Source organism: Acinetobacter sp. 197 (assembly GCF_048148385.1).
Classification (GTDB): domain Bacteria; phylum Pseudomonadota; class Gammaproteobacteria; order Pseudomonadales; family Moraxellaceae; genus Acinetobacter; species Acinetobacter pecorum.
This window is the reverse complement of the sequence record NZ_JAYWZK010000001.1, coordinates 401,787-414,321: the sequence shown is the minus strand read 5'-3', so window position 1 is coordinate 414,321 and position 12,535 is coordinate 401,787. Positions and strand designations below refer to the sequence as shown.

At 43.2% G+C, this 12,535-nt stretch carries 16 protein-coding genes; 8 read left to right on the top strand and 8 right to left on the bottom strand.

Translation table 11 applies throughout. The features are described from left to right. Positions 1-66: 66 nt before the first annotated feature. From gspM to VXQ11_RS01930, 5 genes are all read right to left on the bottom strand, one after another. Positions 67-546: a type II secretion system protein GspM gene (gene gspM / locus VXQ11_RS01950; RefSeq protein WP_416705279.1), complete on the bottom strand. Its 480-nt coding sequence runs from the start codon at positions 544-546 to the stop codon at positions 67-69. Then, the gene (gene gspL, locus VXQ11_RS01945; RefSeq protein ID WP_416705278.1) at positions 546-1,685 is read right to left on the bottom strand and encodes a type II secretion system protein GspL; all 1,140 of its coding nucleotides are present in this window, start codon (positions 1,683-1,685) and stop codon (positions 546-548) included. Before gspL ends, gspM begins: the two co-directional genes overlap by 1 nt. Positions 1,686-1,714: 29 nt before the next feature. Continuing rightward, positions 1,715-2,170: a phosphohistidine phosphatase SixA gene (gene sixA / locus VXQ11_RS01940; RefSeq protein WP_416705277.1), complete on the bottom strand. Its 456-nt coding sequence runs from the start codon at positions 2,168-2,170 to the stop codon at positions 1,715-1,717. Positions 2,171-2,246: 76 nt separating this feature from the next. Continuing rightward, positions 2,247-3,320 carry an NAD(P)H-dependent glycerol-3-phosphate dehydrogenase gene (locus VXQ11_RS01935; protein ID WP_416681846.1) on the bottom strand — a complete coding sequence of 358 codons (1,074 nt, stop codon included), beginning with the start codon at positions 3,318-3,320 and terminating at the stop codon, positions 2,247-2,249. Positions 3,321-3,353: 33 nt separating this feature from the next. Further along, on the bottom strand, positions 3,354-3,935 hold the full coding sequence (locus VXQ11_RS01930) for a nitroreductase family protein (protein WP_416705276.1): 582 nt from the start codon (positions 3,933-3,935) through the stop codon (positions 3,354-3,356). 260 nt (positions 3,936-4,195) lie between these two features. Here VXQ11_RS01930 and VXQ11_RS01925 point away from each other — a divergent pair, with 260 nt between their 5' ends. Continuing rightward, positions 4,196-4,576: a hypothetical protein gene (locus VXQ11_RS01925; RefSeq protein ID WP_081406353.1), complete on the top strand. Its 381-nt coding sequence runs from the start codon at positions 4,196-4,198 to the stop codon at positions 4,574-4,576. A gap of 64 nt (positions 4,577-4,640) precedes the next feature. Here VXQ11_RS01925 and rhlB read toward each other — a convergent pair whose 3' ends face one another. Together rhlB and VXQ11_RS01915 are read right to left on the bottom strand one after the other, a co-directional pair. Then, entirely contained in the window at positions 4,641-5,792 is a 1,152-nt protein-coding gene (gene rhlB / locus VXQ11_RS01920; RefSeq protein ID WP_064095851.1) for an ATP-dependent RNA helicase RhlB, read from the bottom strand. Between the two features lie 101 nt (positions 5,793-5,893). Continuing rightward, complete coding sequence (locus VXQ11_RS01915; RefSeq protein ID WP_004280099.1) at positions 5,894-6,109, bottom strand: cold-shock protein; 216 nt, start codon at positions 6,107-6,109, stop codon at positions 5,894-5,896. A gap of 383 nt (positions 6,110-6,492) precedes the next feature. Between VXQ11_RS01915 and VXQ11_RS01910 the strand changes: the two genes are divergently transcribed. The 5 genes from VXQ11_RS01910 to VXQ11_RS01890 all read left to right on the top strand — a co-directional run bounded on the left by VXQ11_RS01910 (position 6,493) and on the right by VXQ11_RS01890 (position 9,248). Then, the gene (locus VXQ11_RS01910; RefSeq protein WP_064095850.1) at positions 6,493-6,726 is read left to right on the top strand and encodes a sulfurtransferase TusA family protein; all 234 of its coding nucleotides are present in this window, start codon (positions 6,493-6,495) and stop codon (positions 6,724-6,726) included. A 137-nt stretch (positions 6,727-6,863) separates the two neighbouring features. Continuing rightward, the gene (gene rpoH, locus VXQ11_RS01905) at positions 6,864-7,733 is read left to right on the top strand and encodes an RNA polymerase sigma factor RpoH (protein ID WP_064095849.1); all 870 of its coding nucleotides are present in this window, start codon (positions 6,864-6,866) and stop codon (positions 7,731-7,733) included. A gap of 119 nt (positions 7,734-7,852) precedes the next feature. Beyond that, positions 7,853-8,218 (top strand): DUF423 domain-containing protein, encoded by a 366-nt coding sequence (locus VXQ11_RS01900; protein ID WP_064095848.1) that lies wholly within the window; start codon positions 7,853-7,855, stop codon positions 8,216-8,218. A 35-nt stretch (positions 8,219-8,253) separates the two neighbouring features. Beyond that, positions 8,254-8,451, top strand: a complete 198-nt coding sequence (gene thiS, locus VXQ11_RS01895; protein ID WP_064095847.1) for a sulfur carrier protein ThiS — start codon at positions 8,254-8,256, stop codon at positions 8,449-8,451. A 14-nt stretch (positions 8,452-8,465) separates the two neighbouring features. Beyond that, on the top strand, positions 8,466-9,248 hold the full coding sequence (locus VXQ11_RS01890) for a thiazole synthase (RefSeq protein WP_064095846.1): 783 nt from the start codon (positions 8,466-8,468) through the stop codon (positions 9,246-9,248). 55 nt (positions 9,249-9,303) lie between these two features. On the opposite strand, the gene VXQ11_RS01885 is transcribed toward VXQ11_RS01890, so the two are convergent. Continuing rightward, on the bottom strand, positions 9,304-9,915 hold the full coding sequence (locus tag VXQ11_RS01885; RefSeq protein ID WP_416705275.1) for a glutathione binding-like protein: 612 nt from the start codon (positions 9,913-9,915) through the stop codon (positions 9,304-9,306). A gap of 217 nt (positions 9,916-10,132) precedes the next feature. On the opposite strand from VXQ11_RS01885, the gene VXQ11_RS01880 reads away from it, so the two are divergent. Further along, complete coding sequence (locus tag VXQ11_RS01880; protein ID WP_416681837.1) at positions 10,133-11,578, top strand: SulP family inorganic anion transporter; 1,446 nt, start codon at positions 10,133-10,135, stop codon at positions 11,576-11,578. Between the two features lie 151 nt (positions 11,579-11,729). Next, positions 11,730-12,446: a tRNA (guanosine(46)-N7)-methyltransferase TrmB gene (gene trmB / locus VXQ11_RS01875; RefSeq protein WP_064095843.1), complete on the top strand. Its 717-nt coding sequence runs from the start codon at positions 11,730-11,732 to the stop codon at positions 12,444-12,446. The last annotated feature ends 89 nt before the right edge of the window (positions 12,447-12,535 follow it).

The following is a 12,535-nucleotide window of genomic DNA, read 5'->3' as shown; positions in this document are numbered from 1 at the left end:
AAGTCGGCATATTATAGGCATAGGCAGACAAAAAAACCATGCTTTGCAAATCTTTATTTTTACCGTTTACTGTATGGTCGCTGTTAATTTAATCTGTCCTGCTTCATTATTTAGTTCCATTTTCTCGATACTTAGCCCCATTTGTGCCAGTTGGGTCAGGAAGTTTGCCAGTACTGCATAATTTTCATGCATGACCGCCAATTGAATTTTTTCTTCTATTTGCTGGGAAGCCACAGACAGCCCTTGTTGCCGTGCGACCCGTTGTACTTTCTCCGCAGCTTCCAGTTGTATGTCTCCAGCCGGTTTCATGGTCACTGCATTACTTTGCATCCAGACAATAGTATCCTTCAGCTGATTCAAACGCTTCTGCTGGTTGTTAGCCGCCTGATGCATGTACCAGAGTGCAGAACTGACCGCAGCCACTATTACAAAAATAGTGGTAAATATCACCAAGATCCGTTCACGTGCCGAAAGGCTGTCCAGATAATCACTCAGTCTTTCAAAAGACTGATCCATACGATGTTGTAGTGTTTCAATCGCTTTCATTATTGGATCCTCACTATTCCGATCGCGTCAGCTCCACCGGCCTGAATATTCCCCAGCTCCACCTTTAAGCCTTGCTGGCCCAATTGCTCGGTCAGTGCATTCAATCTTTCTGATGAACTGGCCTTAAGCTCCATACTCAGCACAGAAGTATCATAATTTACCCGTTGTGCCACAATCTGATTTTGCATCAAGACCGGCCCTACCCGACTAATAAGCTGCAATGCATGCGTGTCTGCAATCTGACTTTGACGCAACTGCGCTTCAAACTGACTTTTGATATTCTGCTCAGTAACCGGATAATTTTGCCCAAACCAGTATTTAAACTGATCAATAGCCTGTGCAGCCGTCTGATTTGCCACTTTTTTATATTGATACCAGCGTACCGCATCATAACTAAACTGCAATACCAAAATACCCAGAAAAACCGCAGCGCAGGCTTTCCAGTAACCAGAAATAGTGCCATCGGATTTTGCTTTAGGTAACACATTAAAAGGATGCTGTTTCGGTTTCTTCAACACTGGAATGCTATATTGAAAAGACTCCAGTTGCTCCTGCGTAACCAGGGCTTCAAGACTGCGCAACTGCTCCTGATTCAGGTTGCTGACCTTATAGCGGATATCCTTAGGCTGATAATCCAGATAAAGGCTCAGATCATCCAGCGACTGACCCATATATTCTGATTCGCGCACCAGCAGACGCCCACCGATTTGCGCAATTACACGCTGATTGGTTTCAGGAGCCGGCAACACTAAAAAATCCGGCAATAGCGCTGCCAGCTTGACTGGAATCAGGCTGAGAGAGTGCTGCAGAGTCTCCAGAGTAGAATTTGCAATGCCCATAATAGTAATTTGATCCGGCTGCTGAAAATGATGCAGCACTTTCATGGCATCTACCGGCAGCACCACATATTCTTCAAGCAAATATTTAATGCCATCATTGCCCATTTTCTTATATTGGCTCTTGGGCAAGGTCTGCTGCAAAATTTGTACATGACGGCTCGGAAAAAACACCACCGCGTCCTCACCATGATGAGCCTGTATATCCTGAATCAGCTGCTCAAGTGTGGCAGCAGCATTCCAGAATTCCCCAGTTGACCATTGCCAAACTCCATTGGCTTCTGGCATCCATAAATACAACATTGATTTTGTTCTGCCGTTCTAATTAATTTTTATAGGGTAGGAATAAAGCTTTTTATCTGTGTGGATAAACCAGGTGCAATCACTGCCTGATCATACATACGCGCCTCTGCCAAGGCATAGGGATGAAAAGATTCAGCCAGCAGAATGGACGACATATGGGCCACAATGTTCATATGGCATACCACTACAATCGACTCATACGGAAGTTGCGACAGCCATTCTACTGCAACTTTGGCATCATCATCGGGTTTAATTGTATTGCAGATCACTACCGGCACATCTTTAAAATACTGCTGCAAATGTGCCAGAGTTTCCTGAGCACGCAATAAAGGACTGACCACAAATACATCGGGCCTAATCTGCTCTTTTAAGAATTGTGCAGTTTGCTCAGCCTGTTGATGACCACGCTCCGTCAGCGGACGTTTAGTGTCATTACCATTTACCGGTGGGGCCGCCTCGCCATGTCTAACTAAAGTCAGTTGCATTTCATTTCCTTATATTCGTATGCCTGCATGATATACAGCGGATATGACATTTCGCAGACAGTCCTTGTGTTATAGATCAGACTTGATGGTGTGGCAAGACAAATTCGACATCACTGCGATGACCGTTTTTCATCAGAGACAAGGCAATATTGAGCGGCGGTGCACCTTCGAAAATCACATCATACAAGGCAGAAGTAATAGGCATGTACACACCCAGATCTTCAGAACGCGCCTTGACTTGTACAATAGTATTGATTCCCTCGGCAGTTTGGCCTAATTCAGTTGTTGCCTGCTCCAGAGTCTTGCCTTTGCCAAGCGCATAACCCACCTGATAATTACGACTAAGCGGGCTGTTACACGTTGCAAATAAATCACCCACACCGGAAAGTCCAAGGAATGTCAGCGGATTGGCACCGAGTCTTACCGCAAAACGGCTCATTTCAGCCAAAGCACGGGTCAGGATCATACTCTTGGTATTTTCACCCACGTTATACGCTGCTGCCATACCCATCGCTACTGCATAGATATTTTTTAATGCGCCGCCAAGTTCCACCCCATGCACATCATCACTGGCAAACACACGGAACAATGCACTATGCAAGGCTTGCTGTACTGCATAGCGCACCAGTTCAGAATGACTGGCAATCACGGTTCCTGCCGGCTGACCCGCTACGATTTCTTTTGCCAGATTAGGTCCTGATAACACCCCATAAGGCACCTCCGGCAATTCTTCACGAATAATATCGCTCATAAAGCTGAAGGTCAGTGCTTCAATCCCTTTGGTCAGGGAGATTACTGCCTGTGAGGTAATAAAAGGTTTAATTTGCTGCAGGACTTCCCGGAAAGAATGACTTGGAATCGCCACTAAAATAATATCGCGATTGCGTACTGCCTGTTCCAGATCTGAAACCGCCAGCAGATCTTTTTCCAACTGAAAATCTGGCAAATAGCGTTTATTGATATGGGTCGCATTAATATCCGCCGCGGCTGCTTCATCACGAATCCAGATCATGGTATTACAGCCGTTACGCACTGCAGTATTGGCCATTGCCGTACCAAAACTCCCCCCGCCCAATACCGTTACTCTTAAAGCTGTCTTATGATCAACTGCAACCGGTTCTACCAGTTCTGAAAAATTTAATTCTGACATCTTATGTTTTAATATCCTGTTATGCCGTACAAACTAGTTGTTCTGATTCCAGTAACTTACAAAATCACCGGTTTGAATCTCTGCACGCGGGGGAATGGCTTTTGCTGCAGTACCAATATAAATAATACCCGATACCAGATCATCTTTTGAAATTCCCAATGCCTGCTTAAACAGACCAGACTCGACTACAGCGCCGCTACGCCACATGGTTGAGAAACCCTGAACCTGAAGTGATAGCAGAAAATTCTGAATGGCTGCGCCCGAACTGAGAATTTGTTCAAAATAGGGAACTTTAGGATGATCCTGCAATCGGGTTAAAGCAAGCACCAACAAAGGAGCGCGAAACGGATGATTCTTGACCCGCTCAATCTGCGCTGTTTCAGTTTCACCCAAATCGATGAGCGCCTGCGACAGCAATTCTCCAAAGGCTTCACGTTGATCATCAGGAATCACGACAAATGTGGTAGACTTGAGTCGATGATGATCGGGTGCAGTTAATGCTGCCTGAAAGGCTTTTTCCAGCTGTTCTGCATTGGGTGCCGGTGCCAGCAGATGACCAATCGATTGCCGTTGGTGAATATTTTGATGAACGATATCAATCGCAGATTCTGTCATTACCCTGTAGATCTATACTTAAAAAACCATACTCAAGATTAGCATATTCAAAGAAAAATACGCTAGAAACTTCAAAGCAATTACACAAGCTTGCAACGTCTTCAAAAATGCAGCTACATCATTTCTCAATCGTGTACTGCTCGATATTTCACCTAAACCACATAGATATATACTAAAAATTGCCAAACCTATACAACAGCTACAAAATCTGAGCTGGTTGCTATGTTGAAATGATTAGCATCCTATTTACTCGAGATCTCATGATGAAAAAAACAATCACTTTCAGCGGATTGGCTATTTCCGCATTACTGCTTACTGCCTGTGCATCAAATCCGACTGCCTTGGCCGTTCAAAAGGAAAATAACCAGTATGAGGTGACCGGATTAGGTAAAAATCAACTGACCTCGAAAAACAATGCGATTACTGCAGCCAATAAAGCCTGTGGCTCCAGATCAACTCCAATTATTATAGATGAACAGACAGCTTATAATGGCGCCTTAAAAGGTGTGGTCGATGAGCAAACAGGACAAATGATTCAGGCAGCAGCTACCGTACTCGGGAATATCGCAGGCACCAACACCGGTTTAAACCAGAATGATGACTATCAAACCGTGCTCACATTCCGCTGTCAGGCCAAATAGACTTTCCTGTGAAGCATGTAATAAAAAAACCGCTCTGAGAGCGGTTTTTAATGGCTTGGATTAATTAACAGTAACCTTCCAGACGGGTCAAAGGCAATTTTTGCCCAATGGCTTTTTCAATTTCCGGAAGATAAAACGCATCATCTTCAGACAAGAAACTGATACTTACACCTTGCGCACCGGCACGGCCTGTACGACCAATACGATGTACATAATCATCTGACTGTTCTGGCAAAGTAAAGTTCACCACATGAGATACGTTATCTACATGGATACCACGTCCTGCCACATCCGTCGCAATCATAATATTATGCTGACCATTTTTAAATTGATCTAACATTTTCGTGCGTTTATCTTGCGCGATTTCACCAGACAACATCACCACCTTATAACCATCCCGTTTTAAATGATCATAAAGTTTACGTACCTGATCCCGACGGTTGGCGAAAATCATGACTTTCTCAATCGGTTCATCACGCAGAATTTCTTGCAATAGTTTATATTTATCTGATTTTGCCACCATATAAACCCGTTGCTCGACATCAGCATTGGTTTTCTTTTCTGGCTCAATTTCAACCGTGACCGGCTCAAACAGCCATTGCTGCGCAAGATTTAACACATCATAGCTAAATGTTGCAGAGAACATTAAAGTCTGACGCTGCTCTTTACGTGGCGAGAAACGTACAATCCGTTTAACCGATGGAATGAAACCCATATCCAGTAGACGGTCTGCTTCATCAATGACTAAAAATTCAATTTGATCAAGCCAGACTTCTTTTTGCTCAATAAAGTCGATCAAACGACCTGGAGTTGCGACCAAGATATCAACAGGCGCTTTATTCAGTTGATTTTTTTGCTTGTCAAAATCCACACCACCCAGCAAGGTCACTACATGTAAACCCGCATATTTCGCCAGGTGCTGTGCATCGCTTTCGATCTGCAATGCCAGTTCACGGGTCGGTGCCAGAATCAGGGCACGCGGCTCACCACGATAACGTTGTTCCTGAATCGGATTATTTAACAGATCGTTCATGATACTAATTAAAAAGGCCGCAGTTTTACCTGTACCTGTCTGTGCACGGCCAATTGCATCATGTCCTGCCAGCGTGAATTTTAAAACCTTCTGCTGGATAGGCGTCATGTGGGTAAAGCCTAAAGCATCAATCGCTTTTTTTAAATCGGGATGTAAATTTAAGGTTTCAAAACCAGATGACATAAAGCGGTGCTCTAATTGGGTAATCACTAAGATAGAAGTAGTATAAACAAAAAACGCCCCAAATTATATTGGAGCGTTTTCTTTTTAGCTTAATCCGAAGATTAGTCTAATGGTTGAACTTCTTCAGCTTGAAAGCCTTTTTGACCTTTAACAACACTGAATTCAACACGTTGGCCGTCACGAAGTGAACGGTGGCCGTCACCTTGGATAGCACGGAAATGAACAAATACGTCATCACCGCCGTTACGTTGAATAAAGCCGAAGCCTTTAGTATCGTTAAACCACTTAACTACACCTTGTTCGCGAGCAGCTGTCATAAGTTAATCCTCATTGAAACTAAAAAAAGGACCACCCGGTGTTGCAAACAGCAGAGCAAACAAGTTTGAAAATATTATTTTTAAGCTTGTAATCATTCTGTAAAACTATCAACAAAATCCCGGTTACATCCATTTATGTAATAGGGTGAAAAACAATCACTTTGTTTATTCAAAGTCCCAAATACGCAACGAGCTTAACATGGGTTTATCACAATTAATAGATTTTTTTTAGCATGTTCTGTTTGATTTAGTTATTTTTTTAATGAAAATTGTCAAAAGACTTTATAAATTCATTTACCTATTCTTTGTATTTTAATTAGTTTGGTTCTGGCATCAAATTTGCTACTATTTATAGCCTTTTCTGTTGACGAAATAAAACCCTAATGTTTGAAGATTCAGCGCATTTCAACCTTATAGATGCCATGGGAAAACCGTGCCCGATGCCATTATTAATGTTAAAGCGGGCATTAAAGGCTGGAAAGCATACAACATTCCTGCTCAAATCATCTGATCCGCATAGTCAGATTGATATCAGCCGTTATTGCCAGTTGCATCAGCTCAAGCTTGAATTCAAAAAAATTTCTGATACAGAGTTTCACTACTTGATTGAATCTTAAAAATTTTCAATTAAACTGTTGGTCTCTGCTTCTGTATACTTATTTACATTTCTCTACCCAAATATCCATTATTTGAGGAGAGATTGGATTAAGATAAAACCTAGTTTAGGGTTATCCCCGCACTTCAAGGAGAACACATGAGTGACAGCCGCAATCAGTTGATGCCCCTGTCATTATCGGCGCCAGGTGTCAACCTCGGTGCTTATATCAGCACTGTCAATCAGATTCCGATTTTAACAGCCGAACAAGAAAAAGAGTTGGCTGAACGCTATTACTATGACCAAGATTTAGACGCAGCGAAAATGCTGGTCATGTCGCACTTGCGTTTTGTGGTGCATATCGCACGTAGTTACGCAGGTTACGGTTTGCCACAAGGCGACCTGATCCAGGAAGGTAACCTGGGTCTAATGAAAGCTGTGAAACGTTTTGACCCGAATATGGGCGTACGTCTAGTATCATTTGCCGTGCACTGGATCAAGGCAGAAATTCATGAATACGTGATCCGTAACTGGCGTATTGTAAAAATCGCCACTACTAAAGCACAGCGCAAACTGTTTTTTAATCTGCGTAGCCTGAAAAAATCATCGAAAAAGTTGACGCTCGAAGAAGCCCAGTCAATTGCGAATGACTTAAATGTTACTCCAGAACAAGTACTGGAAATGGAAGGCCGTCTGACAGCATATGATGCTGCTTTTGATGCATCAAGTGATGACGACGATGAAGGTTCCACCCATGTAGCACCAGCGTTGTATCTTGAAGACAACCGCTATGATCCGGCTCGTCTGATTGAAAATGAAGACTATGAAGAACAAAGTACTTCTGCCCTGCACGAAGCCATGGACCAGCTGGATGACCGTTCACGGAATATTCTGCAACGCCGTTGGTTAGACGACGAGAAATCGACCCTGCATGAGCTTGCAGCCGAATATAATGTTTCTGCGGAACGTATTCGTCAGCTGGAAAAAAATGCCATGGAAAAAATTAAAGTAGCAATGTCATCCAATTAACACCAAATTCTGTTACTGATTTATTTTTAAAAAGCCTTCCTTCAGGAAGGCTTTTTTATGTCCGCATTTTGAATTTATGCTAAGGTTAAGTGCAAACTTTATCAGGAAGATCAATTCAAATGTGGATTGCGATTTCAGCACTCAATCTGGCCCTGGCAGTCATGCTCGGTGCTTTTGGTGCACATGGTTTAAAAGCACGTGCAACTGAGGTACAGCTCGGCTGGTGGCAAACGGCAACAGATTATTTTTTCTATCATGCCTTAGGACTACTGATTCTTTCTCTGCTCGCGAAAGTCATTCCTGCACTACCGATTCAGTGGAGCTTCGGACTGATTCAGGTTGGTATTTTACTGTTTTCTGGCTCACTGTATATCATGGCCTTAGGATTACCCCGCGGTTTAGGGGTGATTACACCTATTGGCGGTGCTTTAATGATTGCCGGATGGTTAATTCTGGCCTGGAATGCTTTAAAATACGCCAGATAAATCTGAACAACACTTAATCATGGAGGGTTGCTAGAATGGTGATTTACATCAATGGCGAACAACAGGAAACTCACTGCAAGAATCTGCTGGAACTGATTCAGAGTATGGCGCTTGAGGGTAAGCGTTTTGCAGTTGAAATCAACGAAATGATTATTCCTAAAAGCAGATTGGGCGATACGCCGATTTGCGATACAGACAAAATCGAAATTATTCACGCAGTCGGTGGCGGCTAATACTCGGGACAATTATGCAAGATTTATTACAGATTGGTTCACGCCAATTCCAGTCACGCCTTTTGGTAGGCACAGGCAAATACAAAGATTTAAATGAAACCCAGCAGGCCATTGAAACCAGTGGTGCAGAGATTGTCACTGTCGCTATTCGCCGGGTCAATATTGGCCAAGATCCTGACCAGCCGAATCTGCTATCAGTGATTTCTCCGGAAAAATATACCATTTTGCCGAATACTGCAGGTTGCTTCGATGCCAATAGTGCCGTCCGCACCTGTATGCTGGCGCGTGAGCTGCTCGATGGCCATAATCTGGTCAAACTGGAAGTATTGGGTGATGAAAAAACACTTTATCCAAACGTGACCGAAACACTAAAAGCTGCTCGCACCTTGATTGACGATGGTTTTGAGATCATGGTTTATACCTCGGATGATCCGATCGTGGCGCAAGAGCTAGAAAGCATGGGCTGTGTCGCGATTATGCCACTGGGTAGCCTGATTGGTTCAGGTCTTGGTATTCTAAATCCACACACCCTGTCAATCATCAAGGAAAATGCCAAAGTGCCGGTTCTGGTCGATGCCGGTGTCGGTACAGCAAGTGATGCCGCGATTGCAATGGAACTGGGTTGTGATGGTGTACTCATGAATACAGCGATTGCAGCTGCACAAAATCCGGTATTGATGGCATCTGCGATGAAAAAAGCCGTTGAAGCAGGCCGAGAAGCTTTTCTTGCAGGCCGTATGCCACGTAAACGTATGGCCAATGCCAGCTCGCCGGAAACCGGCTATTTCTTTAAATAAATTTTCATAAACAAAAATAAAGGACTCGATTGAGTCCTTTATTTTTTTCCAGTAATTAAGGAATCAGACCTTCATCACGCATGGCAATCTGTACAGACTGGCGTTCAGCCACTTTATTACGGATATGAATAATATTTTTATATGGACTCAGATCATGCTCAATCTGGTTCGACCAGTTGGTCAAGACAAACAGATAAGCATCCGCAGGACCAAAGTTATCATCGACCAGATAATCGTTGTCTGATTCACCAATGGTTTTATCGATATAACTCAATAGACGGTCAATTTCTGCATAGGCTTTTTTCTTTTCATCCTCAGATAACTTGTCACCAAAGAACACCGCATAGGCATCATGCAATTCCGAATTCAGATAACCTAACCATTCCAGCACTTTGGCACGTCCCATGCCCGATGGTGGAATCAGATCTTGTTTTGGATCGTGTTGAGCAAGAAACGGTAGAATTGCAACATTTTCTGTCAGGATCAGACCAGGGTTAATTTCTAACGCTGGTACATAACCTTTAGGATTAACTTCGTAATAATCCGTACCTTTTTCTGTTTTATGTGTTTTTAAATCAACACGTTCCAAATCAAAATCGACATTAATTTCATTTAAAATAATATGAGCTGCCAGTGAGCATGCCCCTGGCGAATAGTAAAGCTTCATTTCTGATCCTTGTTATACACTTCTCAATGTTTTAAATCGCTTCTAACAAACTTTCAAGTGATCAAACCTGTAAATTGCAAAAAAGCCTAACTGTCATTTGAGGACAGTTACTCATTCAATATTCAGGATATTCCGGGCTTTTGCAAGTCAATCTTGTGTAGATTTTTATCTCTATCTGTTTAACATACACAGGTTTTCAAAATATAGATGATATTCCGTGATTAGCCTGAAAAAAGAAGAATGGTTTTCCAATATCCGCACAGATGTACTGGCAGGTCTGGTGGTGGGACTTGCTCTGATTCCTGAATCAATCGCCTTCTCTGCCATTGCCGGTGTCGATCCGCAAGTCGGTTTATATGCCTCTTTCTGTATAGCGGTATCCATTGCTTTTTTTGGCGGCCGTCCTGCCATGATTTCCGCAGCTACAGGCGCAATGGCGCTTTTGATGATTACCTTGGTAAAAGAACATGGTCTGCAATATCTGCTGGCTGCCACAATTCTGACCGGCATCATTCAGGTCATTGCCGGTTATTTTAAAGTCGCTAAATTAATGCGTTTTGTATCGCAGGCGGTGGTATACGGATTTTTGAATGCCTTGGCGATCCTGATATTTGTGGCACAAATCCCGGAAATTAAGCAGATGGAGAGCACCGGTTATCTGTTTATTGCGATTGGTCTGGCAATTATTTATCTGTTTCCTTATCTCCCTAAAATTGGTAAAGCCATTCCCTCACCTTTGATCTGTATTATCGTCTTAAGTGGGCTGGCGCTGTTGTTGGGTGCAGATATGCGTACCGTGAGTGATCTGGGACAATTCCCGGATACCTTGCCGGTATTCCTGATTCCAGAAATTCCACTCAATCTGGAAACCTTGCAAATTATCCTGCCTTATTCCTTTACCTTGGCAACTGTCGGTTTGCTGGAAAGCATGATGACCACTACGGTCATTGATGAAGTGACCAGAACTGAAGGTGACCGTCATCAAGAATGTCGTGGTCAGGGTATGGCCAATATTGTCAGCGGCTTTATGGGTGGGATGGCCGGGTGTGCCATGATCGGCCAGTCAATTATCAATGTGTCTTCAGGGGCACGTACCCGTTTATCGACTCTGGTCGCTGGTGTGTTTCTGCTCTGTCTCGTGGTTTTTTTGAAAGACTGGCTGGCTTATATCCCAATGGCAGCACTGGTTGCGATCATGATTATGGTGGCATTTACCACCTTTCAATGGGGAGCAATCAAGCAATTCAGCAAACATCCGCTAGAATTCAATACCGTGATGATTGCCGTGATTATTGTCGTGCTTGCCACTCATAATCTGGCGCTTGGTGTATTTGTCGGCGTATTGCTCTCTGCCCTGTTCTTTATTAATAAACTGGAAAGAACCGTACATGTCTATACGCATTTAAATGCAGCCAATTCACGTAGCTATGTTATTTCTGGACAAATTTTCTTTAGCAGTACAGAAAAATTCTATCAGTTCTTTGATTTTAAAGAAAAGCTTGAGCATGTGGAACTGGATCTGACCCATGCGCATGTCTGGGACGTGACTTCGGTCAATATGCTGAATAACGTGATTCAGAAGTTTAAAGCCCAAGGTATAGATGTAAGGGTAATCGGTTTAAATGAAGCCAGCAGTACACTGATTGACCGTTTTAGTAGCTGATGAACGATGATTAATAAAAGAGCCTCGATTGGCTCTTTTACTTTATCTGGAAGATCTTGCCGATTTTTATGGAGAAATACCGAGAAAAGTTTGACTTGCTCGGCTCAGGACTTAAAATACCGCATTCTGAATTTTTAGATTTGCCAAAGTTATGTCGAACGATCAATTAGACCAGCAAGTCGTGGAGCTGGAAAACTTAAGCGAGCACCGTGAAATCGTGACGTTTATGCGCCGCTCAATGCCGCTAAACACCTCCCAACGTACTGCGCTTGAACAATATGGTCACTTAATTTTGGAATATCCAGTCGGTGATTTGCGTCAGCACTTTGAACATCCTCAACGTCCTTTGACTGTAGAAATCGGTTTTGGTATGGGCCGTTCACTGGTATTGATGGCCAAAGCCAATCCTGAGCGAAACTTTGTCGGAATTGAAGTCCATGTACCGGGTATTGCCCAGTGCGTGTATGAAGCAGGTGTTGAAGGCTTGACTAATTTACGTGTGCTAGATGCTGATGCAATTCAGGTATTACGTGAAATGCCAGATAATAGTATTAATGCAGTTCAGTTATACTTCCCTGATCCATGGCAGAAAAAGCGTCATTTTAAACGCCGCTTTGTTTCACATGAGCGTATGCCACTGGTGGAGCAAAAGCTGGAGCTTGGCGGAACTTTCCATGCTGCAACGGACTGGGAGCCGTATGCTGAATGGATGATTGAAGTATTGGAAGAACGTCCACGACTGGAAAATCTGGCGGGCAAAGGCAACAGCTACCCTCGTCCGGAATGGCGTCCACAAACCAAGTTTGAACGTCGCGGCATTGAAGCCGGTCACAAGATTAATGATTTTATCTTCAAGAAAATTTCTTAATCCAAGATTCAAAAAAGCGCTGATTAATCAGCGCTTTTTTATGGGAAAAATTTGGCTTTGAACCCTGCTCCGCAGATAAATCATCAGAT

Coding starts and splice junctions, on each gene's coding strand:
- VXQ11_RS01900 (WP_064095848.1), top strand. CDS start 7,853: ATGTGGATTGCGATTTCAGCACTCAATCTGGCCCTGGCAGTCATGCTC.
- thiS (WP_064095847.1), top strand. CDS start 8,254: ATGGTGATTTACATCAATGGCGAACAACAGGAAACTCACTGCAAGAAT.
- VXQ11_RS01925 (WP_081406353.1), top strand. CDS start 4,196: ATGATGAAAAAAACAATCACTTTCAGCGGATTGGCTATTTCCGCATTA.
- sixA (WP_416705277.1), bottom strand. CDS start 2,170: ATGCAACTGACTTTAGTTAGACATGGCGAGGCGGCCCCACCGGTAAAT.
- rpoH (WP_064095849.1), top strand. CDS start 6,864: ATGAGTGACAGCCGCAATCAGTTGATGCCCCTGTCATTATCGGCGCCA.
- VXQ11_RS01910 (WP_064095850.1), top strand. CDS start 6,493: ATGTTTGAAGATTCAGCGCATTTCAACCTTATAGATGCCATGGGAAAA.
- rhlB (WP_064095851.1), bottom strand. CDS start 5,792: ATGTCATCTGGTTTTGAAACCTTAAATTTACATCCCGATTTAAAAAAA.
- trmB (WP_064095843.1), top strand. CDS start 11,730: ATGTCGAACGATCAATTAGACCAGCAAGTCGTGGAGCTGGAAAACTTA.
- VXQ11_RS01930 (WP_416705276.1), bottom strand. CDS start 3,935: ATGACAGAATCTGCGATTGATATCGTTCATCAAAATATTCACCAACGG.
- gspL (WP_416705278.1), bottom strand. CDS start 1,685: ATGTTGTATTTATGGATGCCAGAAGCCAATGGAGTTTGGCAATGGTCA.
- VXQ11_RS01885 (WP_416705275.1), bottom strand. CDS start 9,915: ATGAAGCTTTACTATTCGCCAGGGGCATGCTCACTGGCAGCTCATATT.
- gspM (WP_416705279.1), bottom strand. CDS start 546: ATGAAAGCGATTGAAACACTACAACATCGTATGGATCAGTCTTTTGAA.
- VXQ11_RS01915 (WP_004280099.1), bottom strand. CDS start 6,109: ATGACAGCTGCTCGCGAACAAGGTGTAGTTAAGTGGTTTAACGATACT.
- VXQ11_RS01935 (WP_416681846.1), bottom strand. CDS start 3,320: ATGTCAGAATTAAATTTTTCAGAACTGGTAGAACCGGTTGCAGTTGAT.
- VXQ11_RS01890 (WP_064095846.1), top strand. CDS start 8,466: ATGCAAGATTTATTACAGATTGGTTCACGCCAATTCCAGTCACGCCTT.